The organism is Hephaestia mangrovi, assembly GCF_019880555.1.
GTDB lineage: Bacteria > Pseudomonadota > Alphaproteobacteria > Sphingomonadales > Sphingomonadaceae > Sphingomonas > Sphingomonas mangrovi.
The window spans coordinates 778,879-803,862 of sequence record NZ_JAINVU010000001.1; the positions used below are offsets into that span (position 1 = coordinate 778,879).

The 24,984-nt window shown below is 65.9% G+C and carries 23 protein-coding genes; 10 read left to right on the forward strand and 13 right to left on the reverse strand.

Going from position 1 to position 24,984, the window contains the following annotated elements:
* Positions 1–81 precede the first annotated feature (81 nt).
* Together K7G81_RS03705 and K7G81_RS03710 are read left to right on the forward strand one after the other, a co-directional pair.
* Positions 82–2,460, forward strand: a complete 2,379-nt coding sequence (locus tag K7G81_RS03705; protein WP_223029362.1) for a hybrid sensor histidine kinase/response regulator — start codon at positions 82–84, stop codon at positions 2,458–2,460.
* Positions 2,461–2,500: 40 nt separating this feature from the next.
* A complete protein-coding gene (locus K7G81_RS03710; RefSeq protein ID WP_223029363.1) occupies positions 2,501–2,854 on the forward strand; it encodes a response regulator in 354 nt (117 codons plus the stop codon).
* Positions 2,855–3,069: 215 nt separating this feature from the next.
* On the opposite strand, the gene K7G81_RS03715 is transcribed toward K7G81_RS03710, so the two are convergent.
* Positions 3,070–3,585: a phosphoribosyltransferase gene (locus K7G81_RS03715; protein ID WP_223029364.1), complete on the reverse strand. Its 516-nt coding sequence runs from the start codon at positions 3,583–3,585 to the stop codon at positions 3,070–3,072.
* The gene (locus K7G81_RS03720; protein WP_223029365.1) at positions 3,585–4,601 is read right to left on the reverse strand and encodes an adenosine deaminase; all 1,017 of its coding nucleotides are present in this window, start codon (positions 4,599–4,601) and stop codon (positions 3,585–3,587) included. Before K7G81_RS03720 ends, K7G81_RS03715 begins: the two co-directional genes overlap by 1 nt.
* A 97-nt stretch (positions 4,602–4,698) precedes the next feature.
* On the opposite strand from K7G81_RS03720, the gene K7G81_RS03725 reads away from it, so the two are divergent.
* Both K7G81_RS03725 and K7G81_RS03730 read left to right on the forward strand, forming a co-directional pair.
* The gene (locus tag K7G81_RS03725) at positions 4,699–5,946 is read left to right on the forward strand and encodes a hypothetical protein (RefSeq protein ID WP_223029366.1); all 1,248 of its coding nucleotides are present in this window, start codon (positions 4,699–4,701) and stop codon (positions 5,944–5,946) included.
* A gap of 14 nt (positions 5,947–5,960) precedes the next feature.
* Positions 5,961–6,554: a fasciclin domain-containing protein gene (locus K7G81_RS03730; protein ID WP_223029367.1), complete on the forward strand. Its 594-nt coding sequence runs from the start codon at positions 5,961–5,963 to the stop codon at positions 6,552–6,554.
* 168 nt (positions 6,555–6,722) lie between these two features.
* On the opposite strand, the gene K7G81_RS03735 is transcribed toward K7G81_RS03730, so the two are convergent.
* The gene (locus K7G81_RS03735; protein WP_223029368.1) at positions 6,723–8,543 is read right to left on the reverse strand and encodes a chloride channel protein; all 1,821 of its coding nucleotides are present in this window, start codon (positions 8,541–8,543) and stop codon (positions 6,723–6,725) included.
* A gap of 121 nt (positions 8,544–8,664) precedes the next feature.
* On the opposite strand from K7G81_RS03735, the gene K7G81_RS03740 reads away from it, so the two are divergent.
* Positions 8,665–8,886, forward strand: coding sequence for a hypothetical protein (locus K7G81_RS03740; RefSeq protein WP_223029369.1), 222 nt, complete (start codon positions 8,665–8,667; stop codon positions 8,884–8,886).
* A gap of 162 nt (positions 8,887–9,048) precedes the next feature.
* Here the strand turns inward: K7G81_RS03740 and K7G81_RS03745 are convergent, their stop codons facing one another.
* Together K7G81_RS03745 and thpR are read right to left on the reverse strand one after the other, a co-directional pair.
* Positions 9,049–9,195 (reverse strand): hypothetical protein, encoded by a 147-nt coding sequence (locus K7G81_RS03745; RefSeq protein WP_223029370.1) that lies wholly within the window; start codon positions 9,193–9,195, stop codon positions 9,049–9,051.
* Positions 9,196–9,288: 93 nt separating this feature from the next.
* On the reverse strand, positions 9,289–9,861 hold the full coding sequence (gene thpR / locus K7G81_RS03750) for an RNA 2',3'-cyclic phosphodiesterase (RefSeq protein WP_223029371.1): 573 nt from the start codon (positions 9,859–9,861) through the stop codon (positions 9,289–9,291).
* A gap of 163 nt (positions 9,862–10,024) precedes the next feature.
* Between thpR and K7G81_RS03755 the strand changes: the two genes are divergently transcribed.
* From K7G81_RS03755 to K7G81_RS03765, 3 genes are all read left to right on the forward strand, one after another.
* Positions 10,025–10,774 (forward strand): Bax inhibitor-1/YccA family protein, encoded by a 750-nt coding sequence (locus tag K7G81_RS03755; protein WP_223029372.1) that lies wholly within the window; start codon positions 10,025–10,027, stop codon positions 10,772–10,774.
* A 132-nt stretch (positions 10,775–10,906) separates the two neighbouring features.
* Positions 10,907–11,164 (forward strand): hypothetical protein, encoded by a 258-nt coding sequence (locus tag K7G81_RS03760; protein WP_223029373.1) that lies wholly within the window; start codon positions 10,907–10,909, stop codon positions 11,162–11,164.
* Positions 11,165–11,556: 392 nt separating this feature from the next.
* Positions 11,557–12,108 (forward strand): hypothetical protein, encoded by a 552-nt coding sequence (locus K7G81_RS03765; protein ID WP_223029374.1) that lies wholly within the window; start codon positions 11,557–11,559, stop codon positions 12,106–12,108.
* Between the two features lie 7 nt (positions 12,109–12,115).
* Here the strand turns inward: K7G81_RS03765 and K7G81_RS03770 are convergent, their stop codons facing one another.
* The 3 genes from K7G81_RS03770 to pip all read right to left on the reverse strand — a co-directional run bounded on the left by K7G81_RS03770 (position 12,116) and on the right by pip (position 15,875).
* Complete coding sequence (locus tag K7G81_RS03770) at positions 12,116–12,865, reverse strand: NUDIX hydrolase (protein WP_223029375.1); 750 nt, start codon at positions 12,863–12,865, stop codon at positions 12,116–12,118.
* A 41-nt stretch (positions 12,866–12,906) separates the two neighbouring features.
* The gene (locus K7G81_RS03775; RefSeq protein ID WP_223029376.1) at positions 12,907–14,682 is read right to left on the reverse strand and encodes a sensor domain-containing diguanylate cyclase; all 1,776 of its coding nucleotides are present in this window, start codon (positions 14,680–14,682) and stop codon (positions 12,907–12,909) included.
* 101 nt (positions 14,683–14,783) lie between these two features.
* A complete protein-coding gene (gene pip / locus K7G81_RS03780) occupies positions 14,784–15,875 on the reverse strand; it encodes a prolyl aminopeptidase (protein WP_223029377.1) in 1,092 nt (363 codons plus the stop codon).
* Between the two features lie 205 nt (positions 15,876–16,080).
* Between pip and K7G81_RS03785 the strand changes: the two genes are divergently transcribed.
* Positions 16,081–18,138 carry a phosphocholine-specific phospholipase C gene (locus K7G81_RS03785; RefSeq protein WP_223029378.1) on the forward strand — a complete coding sequence of 686 codons (2,058 nt, stop codon included), beginning with the start codon at positions 16,081–16,083 and terminating at the stop codon, positions 18,136–18,138.
* A 231-nt stretch (positions 18,139–18,369) separates the two neighbouring features.
* Positions 18,370–21,093 carry a TonB-dependent receptor gene (locus K7G81_RS03790; RefSeq protein ID WP_369412023.1) on the forward strand — a complete coding sequence of 908 codons (2,724 nt, stop codon included), beginning with the start codon at positions 18,370–18,372 and terminating at the stop codon, positions 21,091–21,093.
* Positions 21,094–21,231: 138 nt separating this feature from the next.
* Here the strand turns inward: K7G81_RS03790 and K7G81_RS03795 are convergent, their stop codons facing one another.
* The 5 genes from K7G81_RS03795 to K7G81_RS03815 form a co-directional block, all read right to left on the reverse strand.
* Positions 21,232–22,236, reverse strand: a complete 1,005-nt coding sequence (locus K7G81_RS03795) for a PI-PLC domain-containing protein (RefSeq protein ID WP_223029380.1) — start codon at positions 22,234–22,236, stop codon at positions 21,232–21,234.
* Positions 22,233–23,531 (reverse strand): histidine-type phosphatase, encoded by a 1,299-nt coding sequence (locus K7G81_RS03800; protein WP_223029381.1) that lies wholly within the window; start codon positions 23,529–23,531, stop codon positions 22,233–22,235. The genes K7G81_RS03795 and K7G81_RS03800 overlap by 4 nt, the downstream gene beginning before the upstream one ends.
* A gap of 125 nt (positions 23,532–23,656) precedes the next feature.
* Complete coding sequence (locus K7G81_RS03805; protein ID WP_223029382.1) at positions 23,657–23,842, reverse strand: hypothetical protein; 186 nt, start codon at positions 23,840–23,842, stop codon at positions 23,657–23,659.
* A 26-nt stretch (positions 23,843–23,868) separates the two neighbouring features.
* Positions 23,869–24,618 (reverse strand): RES family NAD+ phosphorylase, encoded by a 750-nt coding sequence (locus tag K7G81_RS03810; RefSeq protein ID WP_223029383.1) that lies wholly within the window; start codon positions 24,616–24,618, stop codon positions 23,869–23,871.
* Positions 24,590–24,967 carry an MbcA/ParS/Xre antitoxin family protein gene (locus K7G81_RS03815; protein WP_223029384.1) on the reverse strand — a complete coding sequence of 126 codons (378 nt, stop codon included), beginning with the start codon at positions 24,965–24,967 and terminating at the stop codon, positions 24,590–24,592. The genes K7G81_RS03810 and K7G81_RS03815 overlap by 29 nt, the downstream gene beginning before the upstream one ends.
* Positions 24,968–24,984: the final 17 nt, after the last annotated feature.

The window sequence follows — 24,984 nt, forward strand, 5'->3', positions numbered from 1 at the left end:
CGGAACGGCGCGGCCGGGCGTGTCGTTCGTCGCGTCGTGCGAAATCCTTGACGCCATGCCGTCCGCCGCCAAAGAAGGTGCATGGCCTCGCGTTCCGCTTATTCCTCCCGGCTCGATCCGACGCGCAGCGCAGCGCTGATCGCCGGCGCAGCGGGGTTGGCGGCGGCGCTGCTGATCCTGTGGCTGGTGGGAAGCGTTGCGGTCGCAGCGGGCTTCCTGGCCACCGCGCTGCTTCTCTTCGGCGTCGCGCTGGCCTGGCGCCGGTTAGCGCCGGCGCGCGCGCAGGACGAGGTCCGCCCGGTCGATTGGTCGGTTGCCCATGCCTTGGCCGAGGCGAGCACCGATGCCGTCGCGGTGACCGATCGCGGCGGGCGGCTGGTATGCGCCAACGATCGCTATGAGGCGCTGTTCGGTGGGTTCCCCACGCCGCCCGGCCTGCCGCTGACCGAAGACGGCGTCGCGGCGTTGACCGCGGCCGGCCGCGCGGCATGGCGAGACGGCCGCGGCCGGATCGATCAATTGCTCTCGCGCGGCACGCCGCTCGCGGTCGATATCGTCCGCGCCGGCACCGAGCAGGACATGCTGGTGTGGCGTTTCTCGGGCAGCGAAGGGCTCGATCTCGCCGCCAGCGCCGCCGCGCTGATCGGCGGCAGGCATGGCGATCGGCTCGCCGCCGCGGGGATCATGCTGGCGCTGGTCTCGCCTGACGGCCGAATCCGCGCCGCCAACCGCGTGTTTCGCGCACGCGCGATGGGGCATGAGGAAGGCGCGATCATCGGCGGCGATTTCGCCCGCTTCCTCGTCACCGATTCGCGCGGCCTCGTCCGTTTCGAGCGCGAAGGCACCACCGGCGTCCCGGTGCGCGTGTTGCAGGTGCCGTTCCTCGACGGCGAGGATGCGCCGCTGCTCGTCGCGCTGGTCGATGAAGAGGGCGTGCAGCGCGCCAGCGACGGCAATGCCGCGCAACAGGTGCGCAGCCTGATCTCGATGCTGCCGTTCGGCATGGCACTGGTCGATCGCGACAGCCGCTTCATCGAGATGAACAGCGCCTTCGAGCGGGCGGCCGAGGTGGATTCGTCCAACCCGCCCGTTTTCCCCGGCGATCTCGTCGTGCGCGAGGACAAGACCGCCGTCGCCGACGCGATCCGCCGGTTCGCCAACGGATCCGGGCACGTCACCGATATCGCGGTCCGCCTGAAGGGCCATCCCGACGAGCCGGTCGCGCTGACCATCGCCGGCGCGCGCGGGCTGGGCGATGCCGCGGTGCTGCTCAGCCTCAAGGATAATAGCGAGGAAAGCCGGCTCAAGCGCGAGGTCGAGCAGGCGACCAAGATGCGCGCGGTCGGGCAGCTCGCCGGCGGCGTCGCCCACGATTTCAACAATGTGCTCACCGCGATCATCGGCCATTGCGACCTGATGCTGATGCGCCATTCGCCCGGTGACAGCGATTATGATGACATCCAGCAGATCAAGGCCAATTCGAATCGCGCCGCCAGCCTGACCCGCCAGTTGCTCGCCTTCTCGCGGCAGCAGACGCTGCGCCCGCAGATCCTGCAATTGCCCGACGTGATTTCGGAAGTGTCGAACCTGCTCAAGCGGCTGCTCGGCGAAACGGTGACGCTGACGGTCAAGCACGGCCGCAACCTCGGGCCGATCCGCGCCGATCCGGGGCAGCTCGAACAGGTCGTCGTCAATCTCGCGGTCAATGCCAAGGATGCGATCGGCGCGGGCGGCGGCAGGCTGATGATCGAAACGCTGTCGGTGACGGCGGCCGAGGTGCGCCGGATGGACAGCGAGTTGCTGCCGATCGCGGATTATACCGCGCTGCGCCTGACCGATACCGGCACCGGCATTCCGCCCGATATCCTGCCCAAGATTTTCGAGCCGTTCTTCACCACCAAGGATATCGGCAAGGGCACCGGGCTCGGCCTCTCCACGGTCTATGGTATCGTCAAGCAATCGGGCGGTTATATCTTCGCCAGCTCGAAGCCGGGGAAGGGCGCTACCTTCACGATCTATTTCCCGGTCCATGCCGAAGGCGCGCCGACGCAGGCCGCGCGCCCGGCGCTGCGCGACAAGCCGGGCGATCTGTGGGGCTCGGGCACGATCCTGCTGGTCGAGGACGAGGATATGGTCCGCGCGGTTGCCGAGCGCGCGCTGACACGGCAGGGCTATACCGTGCTGACCGCGGAAAACGGCGAAGCGGCGCTGCAGTTGATCGCCGAATCGGAACGGCCCGATCTGCTCATCTCCGATGTCGTCATGCCGACGATGGACGGCCCTACGATGGTCGCGCGCGTGCGCAAACGCTATCCCGATCTGCCGATCCTGTTCATGTCGGGCTATGCCGAGGAGCAATTGCGCAAGTCGATCGACATCGATCATGTCGCTTTCCTGCCGAAACCCTTTTCGGTGCAGCAGCTTGCCGAAGCCGCGCGCGATGCGCTGACGGTAAAATAGCCGCTGGCGGCGGGTTTATAGCGGCGCTAAAGCTCCGTCGATGAGTAGCTCCCGCCGCGTCCTGGTCGTCGAAGACGAACCCTTGATCTCGATGATGCTCGAGGATTTTCTCGACATGCTCGGTCATCAGTCGGCCGGCACTGCCGACACCGTGGAAGACGCACTCGCGCTGGTCGAAGCCGGCGGCCTCGACGCCGCCATCCTCGACGTCAATCTTCGCGGCGGCGAAAAGAGCTGGCCCGTCGCCGACGTGCTGGCCGGCAAGGGCATTCCCTTCGTGCTCGCGACCGGCGGCAGCGATGAGACCATCGCAGGCCCGCATCGCGGCCGCCCGACACTGGATAAGCCGTTCACGCTCGACGGCGTCAAACAGGCGCTCGCTGCTCTGTCCTAGTCACCTGGATCTTAAGTTCGCGTCACAAGTGTCGTCATGCTGAACTTGGTTCAGCATCCAGGGTGCAACGATCGCGATCCGCGTGCGGCCGGCGTGGCGCCATGGACCCTGAAACGAGTCCGCCGTGGCGGGTGAAGCTGGCGAAGCATTCACCCCGGCCCAATGGGCGGGCGTGCATCGGCCTGATCGCGGCCAAGCCTGACTGTCGATCGGCCCTAGGCGATCCGTTCGGGCACTTCGGCCGCGTCGTCGTCAAGAGCGCTTTGCGGCGCGACTGCTTCCCAAGGAAACACGAACCAGTCCTTGGTTTCCGCCCGGTCGATCGTCCGCGCGCGATAATCGACGCGCTGCGACGAGCCTGAATTGTCAATCAGCGTCGCGAAGCGGATGTTCTCGGCGATCCCGCCAGCGTCGATCAATGCGCGGCGCAGCTTGGCGATCGTGCCGCCGGTGTCGTTGATATCGTCGAGGAACAGCAGCCGCTCGCCCTCGCGCGTGCGGGCGGCAAGCCGGACCAGCGGCGCGTCGGCGAAATCGGGTACCTCGCTCGAATGATCGACCGACAGCATCGGCAGGCCCGTCGCGTGGCTCAGATAGACCGCCGGTGCCAGCCCGCCGCGGCCGATGCCGATGATGAACGACGGTGTCCAGGCATCGGCGCCGATCTGGTTCGCCAGTTCGAGCACCTGCGCGACATAATCGTCATGGCCGATCCGCGTGAACACCGGCATCAGGCGTTCGCCGCCACATAGGCGTCGAGCCGGGCGCAGTGCGCCGCCACCGTCTCGTCGTCGAGGAAAGAGCCGAGGAAGCTGTTGCGCGCCAGCGTGACGATGTCGTCGCGGTCGAGCCCGCGCGCCTCGGCCGCCGCCAGGTAATTGTCGACGACATAGCCGCCGAAATAGGCCGGATCGTCCGAATTGATCGTCGCGCGCAGGCCGGTGCGCAGCATGCGGTCGATCGGATGCTGCGTCATGTCGTCGATGACGCACAGCTTGAGGTTGGACAGCGGGCAGACCGTCAGCGTCATCCCTGTCCGCGCCAGGTGCGCGGTCAGCACCGGATCTTCCAGGCTGCGGTTGCCATGGTCCAGCCGGTCGATCTTGAGAATTTCGAGCGCCTGGTGGACATATTCGGGTGGCCCTTCCTCCCCGGCATGGGCGACGATCTTGAGCCCCTTGTCGCGCGCCTTGGCGAACACGCGGGCGAATTTCTCCGGCGGGTGGCCGACTTCCGACGAATCGAGCCCCACGCCGGCGATGCGATCGAGCCAGGGCTCCGCCGCCTCCAGCGTCGCGAACGCGGCGTCCTCGTCCAGGTGGCGCAGGAAGCACAGGATCAGCTTGGAGGTCAGGCCGTGCTTGTCCTCGGCTTCGGCCATCGCCGACAGCAGCCCTTCGATGACGGTCGCGAAGCGAATGCCGCGATCGGTGTGCGTCTGGGGATCGAAGAAGATTTCCGCATGAACCACGCCGTCGGCCGCAGCGCGATCGAAATAGGCCGCGGCGAGATCGTGGAAGTCGCGCTGCTCGCGCAGCACATTGGCGCCCTGATAATAGATGTCGAGGAAATCCTGCAGCTTGGTGAAGCTATAGGCGGCGCGTACCTCCTCGACGCTGCCGAACGGGATCGACACGCCGTTACGCTCGGCGAGCCTCACCATCAATTCGGGCTCGAGGCTGCCCTCGATATGCAGATGAAGCTCGGCCTTGGGCAGGCCGCGGACGAAGCTGGTCAGGTCTGTCATGCCCCGCTTCATCGCGCGCGTGGCGGCGACAGGCAAGCGCCGACTTGGAACAGTTCGCATTCCTCTCCCGTTATTGGCACCCGCAAGGAGGTTACAGATGCGTAATGTGTTGCTTACCACGTCTGCCCTGGCCGCGCTGCTGGCCGCCCCCGTGCTGGCGCAGGACCATGGGCATGGCGCGCCGCAGGACGGCAGGAAACAGGCCGCATCGAGCAAGGAGGCCGGGCGATCGCACCAGACGGCGCCTCGGCAAAAGGCCGACCGGCATCAACAGGCGGCACAATCAATAACGCAGCGCCAACCCGCGCAGCATCAGGAAAGCTCGAAGCGGCGCGAACAGCCCGAGCATCAGGCGTCGTCGCAACAGCGCCAGCAGTCCCCGCATCAGGCCGCCCCGCAACAGCACGAACAACCGCAAGCCGCGCAGGATCGCGGCCACGCGCGGCCGGGGCCGCAGCAACAGGCGCAAGGCCGCCCCGGCTCGCAATCACCGCAATCGTCGCGCGATCATTCCGGTAACGACCGCCAGCAGGGACAGACCGGCCCCGGCGGGCAACCCGGCCGTCAGGAGCACGGTCATGGAAGCCGCACCGAGCGCCAGCCGGCGCCCAACCTCACGCAATTGCGCCAACGCGCGCAGCAGGAGCGGCAGCATGTCGCCGAACGCGCGTTATGGCGTTCCAGCCAGCCCCAGGCGCGCAAGGACAGACCGAAGCCAGATCGACGGCCAGTGGTCGTCACCGATCGTGCCTATGTCGCGCAATTGCCCAGGCAGCAGCATCATTTCGTCGATGGGTGCCCGCCCGGACACGGCTGCTTGCCGCCGGGGCAGGTAAAGCAGCTCTACGCCGCCCGCCATCCGTCGGATGGCTGGTGGCGCTGGCGCCAGCAGCAGGACGCCGCATATCGATACGATTCGGGCTATGTCTATCGCATCAACCCGGCAACCCAGACGATCGTTTCGTACGTGCCGGTGCTGGGCGGCGCGCTTGCCGTCGGCAACGCCTGGCCGAGCAATTATGCCGTTGAGCAGGCGCCGGATTATTATGCGGATTATTACGGCGACTATAACAAGCCATACGCTTATCGTTATGCCGACAACGTGCTCTATGGCGTCGATCCCCAGAGCAATCAGATCGAGCAGATCGCCGCGCTGCTCACCGGCAGCGACTGGTCGATCGGCCAGGCGATGCCGGATGGCTATGGCATCTACAACGTGCCCTATGATTATCGCGATCGATATTACGACACGTCCGATGCCTGGTATCGTTACGATGATGGTTACGTCTATCGCATCGATCCGAAGACCCGGCTGATCGAGGCCGCCATCCAGTTGCTCGCCTGAGAGGAGAGAATCCCGTGAAAAAGCTATCGATCTTCGCTCTCGGCATGCCGCTGGCGGCACTCGCTCTCGCCGGGTGTAGCGGCGGCAAGGGAACCGCCAATGAACAGGCGGCGGTCGCCGATGCCGGCAATGCGACGATGGTGACGCCGAGCGACAAGACGCTGGCCGATATGTTCGGCGGAGACGATCTCGATACGATGGGCGATGTCGTGAAGACCGCCGGGCTCGATACCGTGCTCGATGGCGTCGGGCCTTATACGGTGTTTGCGCCGACCGACGATGCGTTCAACGCGCTCGGCACCGATCGCGTCGACGCGATGAAGCAGGACGACATGAAGGCGCAAGATGCGGCGCTCGTCCAGGCGCATATCGTGCCCGGCTTCATCACCGCCGCCGACATCGCCAATGCGATCGACGCCGGCAATGGCTCGGCCAGGATGACCACCATGTCGGGCGGCACACTGACCTTCACCAAGTCCGGCGATACGATTCAGGTCGCATCCGATGACGGCAGCCAGGCGACGCTGACCGGGGATGAAGCGCTTGGCTCGAATGGTGCGATCCACCCCGTCTCCGCGCTCCTGGTCAAGAGCACCGCCGCCTCCTAGGCGCCCCCTCGGCCGATATGGTTCGTTTGGGGCGGGCCGAATGCGGAAACATCGTCATGCTGAACTCGTTTCAGCATCCTTGGAGCAACCGTGGCTCGCACGCGCTACGCTGATGGAGCCCCGTGGGCCCTGAAATACGTGCAGGATGAAGGTCCGATATAAGACTTCCTAGCGTTCGCCGAACAATTCAGCCTGGGTCTTTTCCAGTTCTTCGGCATAGCGCCGACGGACATAGCTTTCGGACAGCAGGCCAAGCACCCGACCATCGTGGCCGACGACGGCGAGTTCGTCGGCGCCGGTGGAATCGAACAGGCGCATGATGCCGGCCAGGTCCATGTCGGGGGTAAGCGCGACCTCGGGATGGATCGCGACGGTGCCGATCGGCGCGTTTGCATCCGATTCCTCGGCGAAGGCGCGGGCCGGTTGCGCGATTCCGGCATAACCGCCCTCGTCGTCGGTCAGCACGACACGGCTGGTCGAGCCGAGTGGAAAGCGGCGGCGGAACTCGGCGATCGTTGTCGCGGCCGGTGTGGCGTTGGCTTCGCGGCGCATCATGCGACCTGCGGTCAGCGTCTTCATCCAGCCGACGTCGCGCGCGCTCTTGATCGTTTCGCCGCGCAGGTGGAAACGCCAGGTCGAGAACGAATAGCCGAACAACTCGCGCACCAGCGTCGAAGCGACCAGCGAGGCGGCGATCACCGCGCCGGTCAACGAAAAGTTCTGCGTCGATTCGAGCACCAGCATCGCCATCGTCATCGGCCCGCCGACCACCGCGACGGCGAGCGCAGCCATGCCGACCAGCGCCGCGTCGCGATCGTCGACCAGCGCGCGATTGGCGAACCACGCCAGGCCGTCGGCGTAGAGATGCCCGACCAGGGTGCCGAGGAACAGCGAGGCGAAGAATAGCCCGCCGCGAAACCCGAAGCCGAGCGAGATCACCGAGGCGGTCGATTTGGCGAGGAACACCAGCGCGATGAACCCGATCGACGCGCCGACCGCGAGATCGGCGTGCAGCGCGCCATGCCCCGACGACAGAACTTGCGGCGTGATCGCGGCGAGCGGGATCAGCAGCAGCCCGCCGACCGCCGGCCGCGCCCAATCGGGCAGCCTCGATCGCCGCACGCCTTGCTCGACCCAGGTCACCGTCTGCATCAGGACGATGCCGACGCCGGCGCACACCGCGCCCAGCGCCGCATACAGCAAATAATGATGCGCCTCCGTCACCGGATCGGAGGGAATGGCGATCACATAGGGTTCGACGTTCAGGCTCTGCGCGACCAGCGATGCGGTCAGCGCGGCAGCGGCGACCGGCGCGATGGCCGAGGGCGTGTAGGCGCCGATGACGATCTCGAACGCGTAGAAGGCGCCCGCCAGCGGCGCGCCGAACGCGGCGCCGATCGCGGCACCCGCACCGGCGCCGACGAGGTTGCGGACGTCGGCGCGGCGCAGGTTGAGCAGCGCTCCCGTCACCGATCCGATCGCCGCGCCAAGCTGCGCATAGGCCGCTTCGAGGCCGACCGATGCGCCGAAACCGTTGGAAATGATCGTCTGCCCGGAAATCACCAGGCTATCGGGCACCGACATGCGGCCGCCGTGCAGCGCGTTCGCCTCCACCGCGTCGACCAGTCGGCGGTGGCGCGCCTTGACGATCAGTGAGAAGCCGCCGAGCAGCAGACCGCCGAGGGGCAGGGCGATCAGCACGAACAGCGGCAGCGATGGCGTCGCGCTCAGCCGGTCTTCGCTCGGCACGCCGAACAGCAGGTGCTGGATGGTGCGCGAGATGCCGCCCTGCACGATCGACAGCAGCCCGGCCCCCGCGCCGACGCCCACCGCGACCAGAATGAACGCGATCTCGCTCGACCGGACGCGCCGGCGCAGACCATTGATGGGTCGAAGGACGCGATAGATGACGGGCAACGGTCCGGACTCTCGAAAGCGGCGCACCGTCGCTAGCCAGTTTTTCCAATCAGAGGAACCCTTGAGCGCCATCGCGCGCCCACTCGTCGCGGTTCGGCCCCGGCGTATCTCGCAACCGCAATATATTCATCCTGACTTCATGGACGCGTCATCCTTTTGGTGTAGATGATCTTAACGTGAAGGAGGGTCGAGTATGCGGGCCTTGCTGTTTCTCCTGTTGATCGCGGCCGCCGCCGGAGCGGGGTACGTGGCATATCGTCGTCAGCGCGCGGCGATGCGTCGCCGTCGCCGCAATGCATGGCATGCCAGACGCGAGGAGGAGGATCGGATCTGGTACGAAACCGCCGGCCATTCGGCGGATGACGGCGAACCGCTGCCGATCAAGCGGCCAGGCGATGCACCTAACGGCATCTAGTCACCTGAATCCAAAAGTTCGCGTCATAAGTGTCGTCATGCTGAACTTGTTTCAGCATCCATGGCGCACCGCCGACCGCCTCGCTTGGCGATGGGGGCACCATGGACCTTGAAACGAGGATTCGATCTTGATGCAGCGAAGTTCCACCACACTGGCCGATAGTTACGAGCGCCCGGTGCGCGGGGTTTCGCACCGCGCGAGGCGGTGCAACAAGCGCTCGAACTGGCGGTCGCTCTCGCGTTCGGCGAGCGGATAGCTCTTGCGCAGGCTGCTGCTCATCGCCTGCAGGCGATCACGGTATGACGACATGGAAACGGGGTCCGGGAGTGGCAAGGATCGACCCGCAGTAACTCACCGCATCACTGTCGGTTCACTCGTCTCGTCGCATTTTGCCCGCTATGGTTACGAGCGCCCGTCTGGTGTCGCGGGAACTGTATCGAGCGGATAGCGGGCGATCGCTTCGTAGCGGGCGCCCTCGTGGCCGAGCCGGCTGGCGAACAGGATCATGGCGTCGATCGTGAACGGGCCGCTGGCAAGATCCGCGCGTCCGGCCAGGAAGCTGTCGATCGCCGGCTCGACGCTGGCGCCACGCGGCAACCGGGCGAGCGTGATGTGCGGCAGGAAGGCGCGGCGGTCCGGCGCGACGCCGGCCTGGCCGAGCGCGCGATCGACGCTGGCGTGGAGCTTGGCCAGCGGGCCGCGCGGGGCAATGCCGGCCCAAATCGTATCGGTGCGGCCGCCCTTCTCGAACCGGCCGACGCCGGCGATTGCGATCTCGGGCGCGGGGCCACGGACCTGGCCGAGCGCGGCGGCGACATCCTCCGCCTGCGGACGATCGACCTCGCCGATGAAGCGCAGCGTGAGGTGGAGCTGTTCGTCGTCCTGCCAGCGCGCATGCGGCACGTCGCCCATCGCCGCGATCAGCTGCGCGCGGATCGCCGGTGGCGGACGCAAGGCGACGAACAGGCGGTGCATGGCAATAGAGCTAGGGAAGGGGTGGCGGCGCGGCAACCGGTGCTCATTGCCTCGTCACGGGGCGAAGCCGGTCCGGCGATGTCCGGTTTTGCTTGAAAATCGGTGCTCGACCGACGATATTCGGCTCATCCGGCCCGATGCCGGGAAAAGGAGTTATTCGCTAATGGCAAACTGGTCTGACCCCCGGCAGAGCGCCGCACCGTTTACGACGGGCGCCGCCGCACGCAGCGATGCGTACGACGCGGGGCTGCGGTCCTACATGCTGTCGGTTTACAACTACATGACCTCGGGCGTGTTGCTGACCGGCATCGTCGCGATGCTGTTCGCCTGGGGTGGTGCGACGTCGCCGGCCGCACGCGTGCTGCTCGGCGGCGGGCCGCTGGCGTGGATCATCATGTTCGCGCCGCTCGGCTTCGTGTTCGCGATGAGCTTCGGCCAGGCGCGCATGAAGACCAGCACGCTGCAGATGATGTTCTGGGGCTTCTCGGTCGTCATGGGCCTGTCGCTCTCGACGATTTTCCTCGCCTACAGCTCGACCGCGATCGCCACCTCGTTCTTCGGCACTGCCGCCGCGTTCGCTGGCCTCAGCCTCTACGGCTACACCACCAAGCGCGATCTCTCGGCGATGGGCACCTTCTTCCTGATGGGATTGATCGGCCTGATCGTCGCGATGCTGATCAACCTGTTCGTCCATTCGAGCGCGCTCGCGATGGTGATCTCGCTGGTCGGCGTGCTGCTGTTCGCCGGGCTCACCGCCTATGATACGCAGCGCACCAAGAGCATCTATGCTCATGTCGCCGGTACGCCGATGATGACGCGCGTGGTGATCATGTCGGCGCTCAACCTGTACCTCGATTTCATCAACATGTTCCTGTTCATCCTGCGCCTGCAGGGCGGCGGCGGTCGCAACTGATCGCTCCTTCAGGACGCAAGATCGAAGGCCCGGCGGGGAGACTCGCCGGGCTTTTTCGTGCCTGCCCTGCGCCCGGTGCAGGAACGCGCGCCCCCCCGGCTCGTTGATTCCCCCGAAAGCAGGAGACAGATCATGACCGCGGGCAATCCGATCGATGACAAGGCGGGCGCACCGCCGCCAAAGGAGAAGGCCAGGGATCGCGACGCCGGGCAGGACGAAGCGATCAACCAGCGTCTTGAACGCAATCCGGAAAGCAAGGAGGCGCGGCTCGACACTGCGCTTGATGAATCGATGGACGCGTCCGATCCGCCGTCCTCGACGCAGCCGGTGCATAACCACGATCCGGCGCCTTCTTCCGGCTACGATCCCGACGCGGAAAAGCGCCGCTAGTTACCTGAAATCAAAAGTTCGCGTCACGAATGTCGTCATGCTGAACTTGCTTCAGCATCCATGGCGCAATTCAAGCCGGTATGCTCGACGGTGATGGAGCACCATGGACCCTGAAACGAGTTCGACGGTGACGGTTTGAGGTTGATCCAGTCGCGTCGACGCCGAGCCGCTCCAGCTATCTGATCCGCCACCGATTGTTGCCTATCTGCCGCACTCCGCGACCTTTTCGAGCGCGGCAGACTCCATTCGTCGCACCTTTGTTGCATTGCAGCAGCAACCGTGATTCCCTGCTGAACGTGGGGAGAACACAGCGTTAAGGGCGGTGTTAACCATCTTGGCGCATGTTCGTAACGGTTGGGCGCTGGCCCGACTCAATGTGGCGGGGTGACGAGATGGGTTCGACGACCAGGCAGCCGAAGGGCACGATGGCTCTGGCGGAAATGCGCGAGTTCGCCGGTTTTACGGCGGCGACGCAGCGCTATGTGCGGCGATCGCTCGATGTCGGGCTCGATCGCGAGGATGCGATGGCGATCTGGTCGCGCGATGTCGTCGAGGCGGCGAGCATCCGCGCTCAGGCCCGGCTCTACGAGCGCTTGTCGGAACTCCGCGCGATCGTTCCGGACGACAGCGGTCTCGATGCCGTCGATCCCTTCATGACGCCGCTGATCACGCTGAGCGCGTTCGATCTGGGGCAGGGGCGCTTGCCGACCTTTTCCGCCTATCGCTTCCTCTACGAGCGGTTGATCGGCGCCGAGGTGCGGCCGTGGCTGCCCGCGGCATTCTGCGCCGCGGCGGCATTGCCGCATCTCCATCCCGAGCTGCGCCGCAAGTTGCTGCAGTCGATCAGCGAAGCGGCGGCGACCGCGTCGGGCTGGTCGACCCGCCAGCCGCTTTTCTACCCGGCCTGGGTCGAGAAGGTCGAGGCGACCGCGCTGCCGAACTGAGGGCGGTTCAGCCGCGCATCGCCCGCTCGATGCGCTCGGCGGTGACCGGGTAGCCCAGATCATCGTCGATGCAGAGGTGCGAAACCCCCTCGCGTTCCTCCACCCATGGCGTGATCGTCCGCACGGGATATGCCGACGCGTCGGCATGCGCGTCGGCCAGGCTGCCGAACTGCGCCAGCCGTTCGAGATTGCGCCGGGTGGGAAAGATGATCCGCGTTCGCCCCGCATCGGCATCATCCAGCGCGGCGCGCGCGCTGCTCCAGATCAGGCGAACGTTTTCGGTCGCGTCGATTTCCGGCTCGGGCGCGCCGCGCGGAAAGCCGGTGACGTAGAAGCGCGTATCGAAGATCCGCATATGCGCGTGCGCCGGGCACCAGCGCGCGAATGGTGTGAGCCGGGCGAGATCGAGCGTCAGCTCCGCCGCGTCGAGCAGCGCGCCGAGCGGCTCGCCGGCATGCAGCCCCGATCGCAGATGACCGGTGGTTGCGGCGTCCAGGTCATTCTCGAACCCGATCGCGACGCCGGCCTCTTCGATCGTCTCGCGGATCGCGGCGATGCGTGCTGCGGCATCGTCGGGCGCATCCGGGAGCGCCGCGGCGAGGGCGTGATCGCCGGGATCGATGCGGCCGCCGGGAAACACCATCGCGCCGCCCGCGAACGCCATCGCCTTTGCCCGCTCGACCATCAGCAGCTCGGGCGGGCCTGCCGCGGCGTCGCGAAAGATGATGACGGTGGCGGCGGGAATGGCGTCCGGCATGCGGCGTAACCTAGCCGAAGCCCGGATGCGGCGCCACTCGATCAGGCGGCGATGCGCAGCCGATCGCGGCCCGCCGCCTTGGCCGTGTAGAGCGCATGATCCGCCGCGCGCACCAGATCGATCCGGTTCGATCGGCCAGTGAACTCGGCGATGCCGGCGCTCACCGTGACGGCGATATCCACGCCGCCGCCGCCATCGACGCGCATCCTTGCCGTGCGCCGACGCAGGCGATTGCACAATTCCGCCGCGCGCTCGGTCGAGGCGCCGGGCATCACCACGCCGAATTCCTCGCCGCCCAGCCGCGCGACGAGATGCGTGTCGGGCATCACCTGTCGCGCGGCTTCGGCGAAGGCGCGAAGCACCGCATCGCCGGCCTGGTGCCCGTGCCGATCGTTGACCAGCTTGAAATGATCCATGTCGAGGATCGCGATGCAGCCCGATGCAATATCGCCCGCCGCCGCGATTTCCTGGTCGAGACGTGCGTCGAACGTGCGGCGGTTGGCCAGGCCGGTCAGCGCGTCGGTGCTTGCGGCGTGCGACAGTCGCGCCTCCACCATCTTGCTTTCGGAAATGTCGCGGATTGCGCACACCAGGCCGCTCGGCCGCCCGCGCTCGTCGACGATCCCCCGCGCGCGCGCCTCGAACCAGCGGGTGCCGATCTTCGCGGTCGGCCCGCGATAGACTGCGCTGAACGTGGTGCCGAGTTTCGACAGCGCCTCGTGCTGCGCGGCGATGACGATATCGAGGTCTCGCGGATCGACGAAGTCGCGGCCCGGCCGGCCGAGCACATATTCGGGCGTATAACCGGCAACCTCGCGCGTCGATGGCGAGGCGTAGACGATCACGCCGTCGAGGTCGAACGTGACGAGCATGTCGGTCGCCGATTCGGTGACGAGCTTATGTCGCGCCTCGCTTTCCTGCAGCCGCTGATACAGCATCTTGCGGTGGCGTAGCTCGGCCGCGATCGGCAACACCGTCAGCACGGTGACTGCCAGATAGAGCTGGAAGAACGCGCTGCGCTCAGCCGCCGACCCCTGGATCATGTCGACCGGCCCGTAGCCTCTCGCGGAAAGGATGCCGCCCAGCATCGTCAGGATGACGAGCGCGCCGGCCGCGCCGGGCCGCCCGAACCGGAAGGTCGCGACCATCAGCGGCAGCACCGGCACGAACAGCAGCGGGAGGCTGCTTTGCGCGAACACCAGCCAGCAGGTGGCGATCATCGCCAGCATCAGAGCAGCCGCTTCGACCTTCATCCGCACGGTGGCGCTCTGCCGCCATTGCTCGATCTCGCCGCGCAACAGCATGATCGCGATCGGCGCGAAGGTCAGCGTGCCGAGCCCGTGGCCGATCACCCAGCCGGTCCAGTTCTGCCAATAGCCGGTGCCGCCGGTCCATGTCGCGACGGCGGCACCCGCGAAGCCGGAAAGGATTGGCCCTGCCGCGCCGCCGGCGAGCGCGAAGAACGAAACGCTGGCAATCGATTCGAGATAGTCGTTGCCGCGCATCAGCCGGTCCAGCAACGCTGCCCCGATCATGGCTTCGCCGATGTTGATCGCGGCCAGCGGTATCGCGGCGGCAAAGCCGAACCCGAACAGAGTGGTCGCGCAGAAACTGGCGATGCTGCAGATCACCAGCGTCGGCGCCCATCGTGCGCGCGGCAGGATGACGAGTTCGGCCAGCAGCACCGATGTCGCCACCCATAGATGCGCCACGCCGCCGTCGAACCGGGTCAGCAGGATCGTCGCGCTCGCCGCGACGAAATACGCCAGGCCGATAAGCAGGGCACGAACGGGAAGGGCGCGAAAGGCGAGAGACATCGACTCCTCGGGTCAATCTCGTCTCCCTAGCGCGCGTTCGGTTAATCGATGGTTTGCAACCCGCCCTCGGCTGGATCGCCACACATCCTGGGGTCAGGACCCTAACCAGCGATCGCCGGAAGGCCGTCCATGATCGCGGTCAGCGCGAGCGCCGTTTCGCGTTCCATCGCGCTGTGCCCGGCGTTGGTGATGACGAAGGTCGCCGGCTCGGCTCCGGCCTCGCCCAGCGCCGCCACCAGCCGGGACGCCTGGGTCAGCGGACAAACGAGATCGAAACGGCCGTGGACGATATGGATGGGGATGCGCGCCAGCGTCGCGGCATTGTCGAGGATATGGCCGGGCGCCATGAACAGGTGGTTGGCGAAATAATGCGCCTCGATCTGGGCGAAGCTGAGCGCGAAAGCGGCGTCGCCGAACTTGCCCTCGTCGGCCTCGTCGGGGATCATGTTGGAGATCGTCCCCTCCCACACCGACCAGGCCAGCGCGGCCTCGAGCTGGTGCCGGCGCTCGGCATCGCTCTGCGCCGTCATGTCGAAGATCGCCTTATAGGCCTTCATCACGTCGCCCCGGTCCGCCGGCGCGATCGGCGCGAGGAAATCGGCCCAGGCCTGCGGGTAGCTGACATAGGAGCCCGGCTCGGTCAGCGCGAACGGGTCTTCGGCATAGGTCGCCGCATTGCCCTGATACATGAAGTGCAGATCCTCGGGCGCGCCGAGGAAGATGCCGCGCAGGATCAGGCTGGCGCATGCGTCGGGATGCGCGATTGCATAAGCCATCGCCAGCGTGCTGCCCCAGCTCCCGCCGAAGACGTGCATCTTGCCGGTGATGCCCAGCGCGTCGCGCAACCGGTTGATGTCGGCGATCAGGTGGGCGGTGGTGTTGTTGGCAAGCGCGCGCGCCGGCCCGTCGGCCGCGACGGTGGGCTCGCTCTTGCCGCATCCGCGCTGGTCGAACAGCACGATGCGATAGCGCGCCGGATCGAAATAGCGCGCCATCACCGGGCTGCAGGCGCCGCCGGGGCCGCCGTGGAGAACCATCACCGGCTCGCCCTCGGGATTGCCATATTCTTCCCAATAGAGCCGGTGATCGGGCGCCTGATCGACCTGCAGCAGCCCGCTGTTCCGTGCCGTGGCTTCCGGATAGCGCCATTCGTCGACGATCTTGCTGGTGCGCTGCAACGCCGAAAAATCCATGATCCGCTCCTGCTATCCGTTGAACGAAGCCGGGATAACGGGGCGCGACGCGAAAGAACAGCGCGGCGGCCAGTGGAGGAGCCGCGCGCGAATGCGCCGGCAATGTCACAATGATATCATCACAGCTTCCTAGGGCGCTGTGGGTCGAGTCGCGGCCGCCCTTCCTGGCGGCGTATCGCGTCAATTTCCGGAAAGGACGACAGGGATGCCGTTGGATCGCCGCTCCTTCATTGCCGGATCGTCCGCGACCGCGGCCGGCCTGGCGTTGTCGGCCAACGCACCGCTCCCCGCACGGCGGGGGTCGCTTGCCGATGTCGAACATGTCGTCATCCTGATGCAGGAGAACCGCTCGTTCGATCATTATTTCGGAACCATGCGGGGCGTGCGCGGCTTCGGCGATCCGCGTCCGGTCGAGCTGCCCGATGGGCGTCCGGTCTGGGCGCAGCGGCAACTGGCCAAGGACGGCGGCGAAACGATCTGGCCGTTCCATCTCGATACGCGCAGCACTGCCGCGAACTGTATCGACAGCCTCGATCATAGCTGGAAGGGAAGCCAGGAGCGCTGGAAGAACTGGGATGCCTGGATGCCCGCGAAGGGGCCGTTCAGCATGGGCTACCTGACGCGCGCGGACCTGCCTTATTATTACGCGCTTGCCGACGCCTTCACCATCTGCGACGCCTATCACGCCTCGATCTTCGGGCCGACCGGGCCCAATCGCCTGTTCCTCTTTTCGGGCACCAGCGGCCTCGGCGCGGGGCATGAAGGCATCTACAATGTCGACAATGCCGGCTGCGACGACAATCCCGGCGCCGATATGGCGAAGGACGATCCCGCTTTTGCCGGCCTGCCCTGGACGCCTTATGCTGCGCGGCTCTCGGCGGCGGGCATATCGTGGCGCGTCTATCAGGAATATGACAATTACAGCGATAATCCGCTCGGCTATTTTCCGCAGTTCCGCAATCTTGACCGCCTGTCGCAATCCTATGCCCGCGCCCGCGCCTGGGTACCCGGATCGACGCCACAAAATGCCGATAGCTCAGGCGCGCGATATCTGATCGATGCCTTTGCCGCCGACGTGGCGGCGGATCGGCTGCCGCAGGTTTCCTGGATCGTCGCGCCCTTCCACATGTGCGAACACCCCGATGCGCCGCCCGCTTATGGCGAGGTGCTCACGGCCGGGTTGGTCGCCGCGCTTGCGGCCAATCCCGAGGTCTGGCGCAAGACCGTGCTGATCCTGAACTACGATGAAAATGACGGGTTTTTCGATCATATGATGCCGCCTATCCCGGCGACGGTGCCAGGGCTCGGCGCAAGCACGGTCGGGCTCGGCGGTGAAAGCTACAAGGGGGTTCCGGTCGGCCTCGGACCGCGCGTGCCGCTCGTCATCGTTTCGCCCTGGACGCGCGGCGGCTGGGTCGATTCCGAACTGTTCGACCATAGCTCGGTGCTGCGTTTCCTGGAAACGAGGTTCGGCGTGGCCGAGCCCAATATCACGCCCTGGCGCCGGGCGGTGTGCGGCAATCTCGTCTCAGCGTTCGATTTCGACGTGTCCGAGGCGGAGCGGCGCGATACGCGGTGGCTGGCCGATCTGCCGGCCGTCTCCGGCTATATCGCCGAAAGCGATGAACGCTGCCGGCTGCCGGCACCGACCATCGGAACGTCGGCGTCGGTTCCTGCCCAGGAAGCGGGAAGCCGTCCGGCTCGCGGCCTGCCTTATGATCTCGACGTGGCGTGCCGCTGGTCGCCAGACGGCATGCTGTCTCTCCGGTTCGTCAATCGGGGGCAGACCGGCGCCGTGTTCATGGCGCACGGCGCCGCCGAGGACGGCAGCGCGCGCTATTATACCGTCGGCGCCGGCGCCGTGCTGGAGGATCGCTGGCCGATCGCGCCCGGCCAGCCCTATCGATTGGCGGTCACGGGGCCGGACGGCTTTTACCGGGAGCTTGCCGGGATCGGCCCCGAAATCCGCATCGAATGCCAGGCCAGCTACGATCGCGCGCACCGCGCGGTCGTTATCGCGCTGACCAATTCGGGATCGGATTCGTGCGCGGCCGTCCTGCGGCCGACTCGCGCGGCGGCGGGCGAGGCTCGCCAGGTGATCCTGTCGACCGGGCGCTCCGAACATGCTTTCCCGCTTGGCGAGGGGCATCGCTGGTACGATCTCGTCATCACCGCTCCCGGCCATGACGGTTTTCGGCGCCGGCTGGCGGGCCGGCTCGACGGGCATTTGCCCGACGTCAGCGAGCCGATGATCGACGCCTGACCGCTGCTGATCGCGCCGCAACCCTCGCGCGCGGCTTTACGACCATCTGGAAAAATTTTTTCGCGCCCCTGGAGTCGTGAAATAAAAATTACGCATACCGCGAATAACTGGTCGAGAAATAATATGACAACTCAAAATCTGGAGAGGAGAATTCTCACAATACATTAGAAATAGGGGATAATAATGCGTGCTGCATGCGGGCGATTTGCGCGCTTTTTCTTGAGCGCCAGCGTGATTTCGTTGTCGATTTACGGGCCGGCATGGGCCGCTCCATCCGACGATAGTCCAGGCATCCCGAACCCATCATCCGATAGCACGACCGCCGACGAGGCGAAGTCGCAGATCGTCGTCACCGGGCGTGCCGAAGCGGCGATCTTCGATGCGCAGAACGATGCGATCAAAAATCCGTCGTTCGTAACGATCGTGTCTGGCGACGAACTCCGCAGCCAGCCCCAGGAGAATCTTTCCGATCTGCTCGGGCGGTTGCCGGGCCTCAATTCGTCGGTCGATCAGTCGCGCAACGCGGCGGCGACCGGTGAGGCGCAATATCTGTCGATCCGCGGCCTCGATACCGCCTACAACGCCTATGAGTTCAACGGCGTTCGTCTGGCGCAGACCGATGCGCATACCCGCGCCATCTCGATGAACGTGCTGTCGCCTTTCGCCCTGTCGCAGGTGCGCGTGGACAAGGCGCCGAGCGCCGCGCAGGATGGCGATGCGATCGCGGGCGTGATCGATCTCATCACCGCGTCGCCCTTCGACAAACGCAATCATTTCTTCCAGATTCACGCGCAGGGCGAACTCGCCGGCCGCGCGGCGGCGCGCGATCAGGATCCCTGGGGCGGCACGGTGGAGCTGGAAACCGCTCAGCAGTTCGGCAATTTCGGCGTCTATGCGTCGGGCTATTACGGCAAGAAGCATGTGTTCAGCGAATCGACCGCGATTCACAAGGACTATGTGAAATATAACGAGAATATTCCCGGCGCGGAGCGGGATGATATCGGCAATCTCGTCCCGCGCGGCGTGGAATGGAACGTGTTCCGCAACAATATCGAACGGTTCGGCGGCACGCTCAATCTCGAATGGAAGAGCGACACGACCGATCTCTATTCGCGTACCACGTTCGGCGAATATCGCCTGAAGAGCTGGATGGATCAGACCGCCATTCGCGAAGTCGACGCGCTGTCCGCGGATCAGAATCCCAATCCCGACAACGGCAATTATGACGCGAACGGCTTCCTGGCCATCTACGGCCCCGGCGCGACCGATTATTTCCGCACCGAACATTCCAACCAGAGCCTGTTGTCGACCAAGCTCGGTGGCGAATCCCGTCTCGGCGCGCTGACGCTGGATTATCACCTGGCATATTCGCACGGGCTGCAAAGCTATCCGCTGCGCATTCAGGCCAAGTTCGGCAGCCCCGCCTATGCGGCGCTTGACGCCAACGGCAAGGCGACGTTCCGGCTGGTCACCAGCCTCGCCGATCGGACCAGCCCGCAGGTCGTGCTCGACGATGCGGCGCGGGCGGCGCTGACCGACCTTTCGACCTTCAAGCAGGTCTATGTCACCGACCAGTTCAGCCGCACCACCGAATCGCGGATCGAAAGCCAGATGGACGCTACTTGGCATATCGCCGACCAGGGGCTGCAGACGATCCAGGCGGGCGTGAAGGCGGAGCGCGCCAATCACCACGCCAACAGCCTGGGCGACGACAGCGCGCTGGAATATGATTTCGCGTCCGGCGAGGGGCCCGCGCTCACCTCGGTTCCCGGCAAGATGCTCAACGGCTTCATGAACGATGCCGCGCAGGTGCCTTTCTATCTGGTCGATCCCGGCTTCATCGAGGGCGAGGCGCGGCAATTGTCGCTGCCGAAGCTGGCGACGATCGATCCGGTCAAGCTGGAAGAGAATCTCTTCAAGGGTATCGAGCAACGATACAGCGGCTATGTGCTTGCCAATCTGCAGTTCGGCAATGTCAGCATCATCCCCGGCGTGCGGTTCGAGCATAACCGCTTCCAGGGCACCTATTGGGCCGAGGACGGCGACACGTCCGGCTTCACGACCAGCGCGCGCAGCTATAACGAGTGGCTGCCCAGCGTCATCACCTCGTTCCGGCCGAACGATTCGACGGTCTATCGCCTGGCGGTCCGCAAAAGCTATTCGCGGCCCGCGCTCGATCTGCTCGTCGGGCCGACAAGCAAATCCTATGACGACAACCACAAGCTCGTTTCCGTCTTCATTCCCAATCCGGACCTGCGGGCGGTCGAGGCATGGAACGTCGATCTGTCGGTCGAGCACAAGGGCAGGGGCACCGACATGGTCTCCGCCGCGCTCTACTACAAGCGGCTCAACCACGTGATGTTCTCCACCGGCACCACCGATGCCAGCGGGGACTGGAACGTTTGGGGCGGGCCGAGCCAGGTATCGTCGGACGGCGTCGAGATCGACACGCTCGACACCAGCGCCAAGGGCAGCGTCTATGGTCTGGAATTGTTCGGCCGTTACAGCTTCAGGGGCCTGCCGGGCCTGGCCGACGGGCTGGGCGTGCAAGCCAACGTCACGCTCCAGCGCGCCGATGCGACGGTGACGGTGGCCGGCGAGCAACGCCGCCAGCGGATGCCGGAGGCGCCGCAGGTGATGTTCAATACCGAGCTATTCTACGATCATGGCCCGGTCTCCGCCGCGCTGATCTATTCCTACACCGGCAACAAGCTCTACGATCTGCGCTCGTCGCAGCCGGATACCTATATCCAGCCGGTGTCGGACATGGACCTGACAACCAGCTATCGTGTCTCCCGGCAGTTGAATGTCGGATTCTCGGTGCAGAATCTGCTCAACGCACATAATTTCTGGAGCACGGCCGGCGACAGCAAGAGCATGATCTCGGTCGATCGCAAGGGCGGTTATGTCGAAGTAGGGCGGACCTATATGCTCAACCTGACCTTCTCGATGTAAGATGTCACGGGGCCGTGGCCTGGTTCTCCTCGATCCAGGCCACGGCTTCTCGGTTGCCAGGACGGGCGTCGGCGATGCGCCGCCGGCGTCCGCATCCGGTGGCGCCAGCGAGCGCGCCGTCGCGAAGGATCGATGCCGCTACCGGTTCGGCCGCAACGCGGTGTCGCGCTGGTCGAGTTTGTGCCCGAGCGCCTCATATTGGTCGGTTGCGATGAAATCCACGCCGGCCGCGATCGCTGCCTTCCAGCGTGGCTCGGCCTTGCCGAGAGCGCCGAAATTATAGGAAGGATCCCAGCCTTTGTCCTCGGCCGCGTCGAACCCGTCGAGCGTGTAGAAGCGGATCCAATAGCCCTGGCGATGGGCATGATCGACGAGCGCGCGCAGCCGCTGGTCGTCGGCTTTCGTCCAGGCGCCGGCATTGCGCTGGCCGCCTTGCTCGACCACTGACCAGCTGTTGTTCCACCAGCGCCGATAGTTGGTCGCGCGGCTGGGGAGGAGCTGGCCTGGCGATGCCGTCGCTTCCCAATGCGCGCGCTGCGCCTCGGAAAGGCCGGTGGGTGCTTCGCTGCTGTGCGCGGAGCCGAACAGGCGCAGGCGCCCGCCCACCGGCACGTCATCGTAAAAGACCTTCGCCTGCGCGTCCGAATCCTCTGTAACGACCAGGATCGGCTTGAGGTCGATCGGCGAGAGCTGGTCGGGATCGGCGGTCTTCGCCGCGGTCGCCAGCCACGGCTGGTATCGGCCGAGCAGTGCCCAGACCGCCTTGAGCAGCGCGGGATCATTGCTCTTGAAATCGAAGTGCAGGACGATCAGCGGCCAATCGGCGCGGTGGTTTTGCCTGAGCGCTTTTTCCACGATCGGGCGCACCTGATCGAAGAAATAGGCGTCGAGCGTCGGTTCGGCGCCGGTCGGATCGGCCGAGTGGGAGACGACGATGCGGCCCTTGCCGGTCGCGGGGTCGACATACCAGGCGAGGTCCTGCTCGATCGAGACCGGGAAGCCCGCATCGAGCGCACGGCGCAGGCGATCTGACCACTGCCCGTCATAGGGGTAGCAATTATGCGCATCGAGCATCGGGCCGGGATGTGCCGGCGAAAGCGGTGCGGCGGCCAGTGCGGCGGCAAGCAGGGCAAGGGCGGTCATGGCCGGTTCTCCGGTTGGCTAAGCGGGCGCTGGCCGGGCCAGGTGAGCAGCGCCGCGAGCGCGTCGGCACTGCACAGCCGTGCCGGGCCTTGCGCGCATCGTGGCGAGAGGATCTGCGTTGCGGGGGGCGTCGCCAGGGTAAGCGGCGACAGGTCACGAAGCTGATCGAGCGTCTGCGCCTGATAGAAGACGCGCACATAGCGCTGGCCGTCCTTCGCGTCGGCCAACAGTTCGAAGCCGAGCGCGCCGCCGATCGGCGGATCCTCGCGGCCATAGCTCGGGATCTGGAAGGTCGCGCCGAGCAGCGACGCTAGCGCGGCGATATTGTTGTCGTGGCCGACGAACATCATCACTTTCGGTCCCGCGGCGTCGGTCAGCAACGCCCGGACGCGCGGCCCCAGTTCGGCCGCGGTGCGGCGGGCCATGTAGGGCGCGCGATCATAGATATCGAACAGCAGCGCATGGAGCCGTGAGATTTCGGTCAGCGTGCCAATGCCTGCGCGGCCCCAGCCGACATCGGCCATCGGCATGCCCTCGGCATATTCCAGCAGGAACACCTCGGCGGTTCCCGAGGTGACGTCGATCGGGCCTTCGAGCCGCAGCCCATTTCTGTCAGCCGTAAGCCGCGAGGGAATGTCGGCAATGCCGCAGCCGGCTTGGTCATCGGCCGCGCGGCAGCCCAGGATCTTTTCCAGTTCGCCGATTTGCGCGCGATAGGGAGCGATCAGCGCGCCGGGGCCGCCGTGCGTATAGGCATTGATCGATGCCAGCGCGGTATTGCCATCGAACGGTGCCGAGCCCGGCGCGTTGGCGGTGAACGTCAGGTCCGGCGTGTCCGGCGCCTTGTGCCGGGTGGCGATCTGGCATCCCGGCGCCAGCCCCTCGCGCAACTCGTCGCCGCTCGCGATCGAGCGGGAATCGCTGTCGGTATAGATTTCGATATTCCGTTCGTCGGAGCAGCCCTGCGCGGCGAGCAGGCCAAGCGAGGTGAAGAGCGAGCGATCATAGCGGCCCAGCAATCGCATCCCCTCGCGCCCATGCGGCGTCAGCAGGGCATTAGGGGTCGCCCACACCGGCCAGGGTTGCCGCGCATAGGACGCGGCGCCAATCTCGGTGTCGAGCGGCGCGCGCAGGCCGTGCCGGTACACCATCACGATCCGCTCGACCGTCAGGCCGGGCGCGGGCGGGGCGAGATCGGCGCTGTCCGCGGCGGGCAAAGCGGCGCCGATCGCCGGAGCCGCCAGCGGCATCGCCACAGCCGCGGCGATCGCGACGCATAGGCTTGCAAATCTCATCTCATTTGTCCCTTTGGGAAGGTGTTGCCGGAACGCAGGCGCGTGGGGGGCTTGGCCGGCTTTCGCGACGGTATCGTGACAAGCGCCGGACGCGGGGCCGGCCGATCGCGCGCCCGATGGGTAATTCAGCCGCGATCGCTTGCCGCAAGGGGCAGATCGACCCCGGATGCTTGCGCCGCCGCACTCGTCGCGCACGCCCTTTTTCGCGCGTTGTGCGGGCCCGGCACGCGATTGCTGAATTGATCGTAATGCGTGAGGATCGCGTCGCGCAGTTCCGAGGCGTCTTGCGGCAGTGCAGTCGGTTCAGCCATTCGGCCCCGATCGTTCACGAACGATCTCACTGGTCGTCGAGCTTGAATTGGGCGAAATCGAACGCGTAGCTGGCGGTCGAGGGGAAAGCGCCGAAGGCCGTTATTCGGCCGGCCTCATATCGGAAATGCCAGGTTTGCTCGATCGTCGGCGTGGCAGCTGCGAAGGCGGCCGGATCGAGAATCGCGGCGTTTGCGCGACGATCGGGATCGCGCGCGGATTGGTAGCGGATCAACTGCGCATCGATCCGTCGAGCCGCGGCGGCGAAGGCCTGACAGGCGCTATAATCTTCGGGGTCGCGCCAGCGCTCTTCATTGGCCGCGAACGGCGGTTTGGTGAGATCGAGAGCCCGTGCGGCGCGCACCGGGATCGAGAAGGCCGAATGCTCGATCACGTTGCTCGGCGGCGTGAACCCCGGCGAGCGTGAGAAGAACAGCAACCGCCAGTAAGCGGTTTCGGCGATCGCTGTCTCGATTTCTTCGGAAGCGTAGAAGATGCCGGGGCGCTCGTCCGCGCGCCGGAATCGCGATGCCTTGGCATGGCCGTAGCGGAACGGCGTCGCCAGCAGGAAGTGCAGGCCACGCGCCGCCGGGGGAAGGGTGGGCTTGACCTCCTCCACCAGCTCTTCGAGCAAGGCTTGGTCCTCGGCGCGGGCTGCCAGTCGATTGGTCGAGATCCGGTGCTGCGCCTCGACCAGCCGCCAGACGGTTCGATCATAGCGCCGGAAATCGGCTGGGGTCGGTCGCGGATCAGACCTGTGCGCGGTAGGCGTCGACATAATCCGCCACGTCACCCAGGCCGCGCACGCTGCGGATCAGGTCGATCGGCCGTCCGTCGAGATCGAGATTCCCGGTCCTGAGCCACGACTGCGAAGCGGTGTCGTCGCTGCCCATCAGTGCATCGAGGCCGCGGAACAGGCGGACCAGATATTGGCCGAGCTCGAATGCTTTGGAATGGCGCTCGAGTTGGAAGCGCCCGGCGCGCAGGCGCGATGCCGTGGCCGGGGATACGCCGAGCACCGCCGCGAGTTGTTCGTTGCTCAGCTTCCAGCACGCCGCGATCCGGGCGACGGCCGTGGTCAGCGCGCGCTCGTGCTGCTCGTCTTTCGCCGGCTGTGCCGTGGCCATGATCGTTCTCCAGAACG

Excerpts from the sequence above, each read along its gene's own strand:
- K7G81_RS03755 (WP_223029372.1), top strand. The coding sequence starts at position 10,025 with ATGGCAAACTGGTCTGACCCCCGGCAGAGCGCCGCACCGTTTACGACG.
- K7G81_RS03800 (WP_223029381.1), bottom strand. The coding sequence starts at position 23,531 with ATGAGATTTGCAAGCCTATGCGTCGCGATCGCCGCGGCTGTGGCGATG.
- pip (WP_223029377.1), bottom strand. The coding sequence starts at position 15,875 with ATGGATTTTTCGGCGTTGCAGCGCACCAGCAAGATCGTCGACGAATGG.
- K7G81_RS03815 (WP_223029384.1), bottom strand. The coding sequence starts at position 24,967 with ATGGCCACGGCACAGCCGGCGAAAGACGAGCAGCACGAGCGCGCGCTG.
- K7G81_RS03765 (WP_223029374.1), top strand. The coding sequence starts at position 11,557 with ATGGGTTCGACGACCAGGCAGCCGAAGGGCACGATGGCTCTGGCGGAA.
- K7G81_RS03720 (WP_223029365.1), bottom strand. The coding sequence starts at position 4,601 with ATGACAGACCTGACCAGCTTCGTCCGCGGCCTGCCCAAGGCCGAGCTT.
- K7G81_RS03785 (WP_223029378.1), top strand. The coding sequence starts at position 16,081 with ATGCCGTTGGATCGCCGCTCCTTCATTGCCGGATCGTCCGCGACCGCG.
- K7G81_RS03770 (WP_223029375.1), bottom strand. The coding sequence starts at position 12,865 with ATGCCGGACGCCATTCCCGCCGCCACCGTCATCATCTTTCGCGACGCC.
- K7G81_RS03715 (WP_223029364.1), bottom strand. The coding sequence starts at position 3,585 with ATGCCGGTGTTCACGCGGATCGGCCATGACGATTATGTCGCGCAGGTG.
- thpR (WP_223029371.1), bottom strand. The coding sequence starts at position 9,861 with ATGCACCGCCTGTTCGTCGCCTTGCGTCCGCCACCGGCGATCCGCGCG.
- K7G81_RS03735 (WP_223029368.1), bottom strand. The coding sequence starts at position 8,543 with ATGGCGCTCAAGGGTTCCTCTGATTGGAAAAACTGGCTAGCGACGGTG.
- K7G81_RS03740 (WP_223029369.1), top strand. The coding sequence starts at position 8,665 with ATGCGGGCCTTGCTGTTTCTCCTGTTGATCGCGGCCGCCGCCGGAGCG.
- K7G81_RS03760 (WP_223029373.1), top strand. The coding sequence starts at position 10,907 with ATGACCGCGGGCAATCCGATCGATGACAAGGCGGGCGCACCGCCGCCA.
- K7G81_RS03795 (WP_223029380.1), bottom strand. The coding sequence starts at position 22,236 with ATGACCGCCCTTGCCCTGCTTGCCGCCGCACTGGCCGCCGCACCGCTT.
- K7G81_RS03710 (WP_223029363.1), top strand. The coding sequence starts at position 2,501 with ATGAGTAGCTCCCGCCGCGTCCTGGTCGTCGAAGACGAACCCTTGATC.
- K7G81_RS03775 (WP_223029376.1), bottom strand. The coding sequence starts at position 14,682 with ATGTCTCTCGCCTTTCGCGCCCTTCCCGTTCGTGCCCTGCTTATCGGC.
- K7G81_RS03725 (WP_223029366.1), top strand. The coding sequence starts at position 4,699 with ATGCGTAATGTGTTGCTTACCACGTCTGCCCTGGCCGCGCTGCTGGCC.
- K7G81_RS03705 (WP_223029362.1), top strand. The coding sequence starts at position 82 with ATGGCCTCGCGTTCCGCTTATTCCTCCCGGCTCGATCCGACGCGCAGC.
- K7G81_RS03810 (WP_223029383.1), bottom strand. The coding sequence starts at position 24,618 with ATGTCGACGCCTACCGCGCACAGGTCTGATCCGCGACCGACCCCAGCC.
- K7G81_RS03745 (WP_223029370.1), bottom strand. The coding sequence starts at position 9,195 with ATGTCGTCATACCGTGATCGCCTGCAGGCGATGAGCAGCAGCCTGCGC.
- K7G81_RS03805 (WP_223029382.1), bottom strand. The coding sequence starts at position 23,842 with ATGGCTGAACCGACTGCACTGCCGCAAGACGCCTCGGAACTGCGCGAC.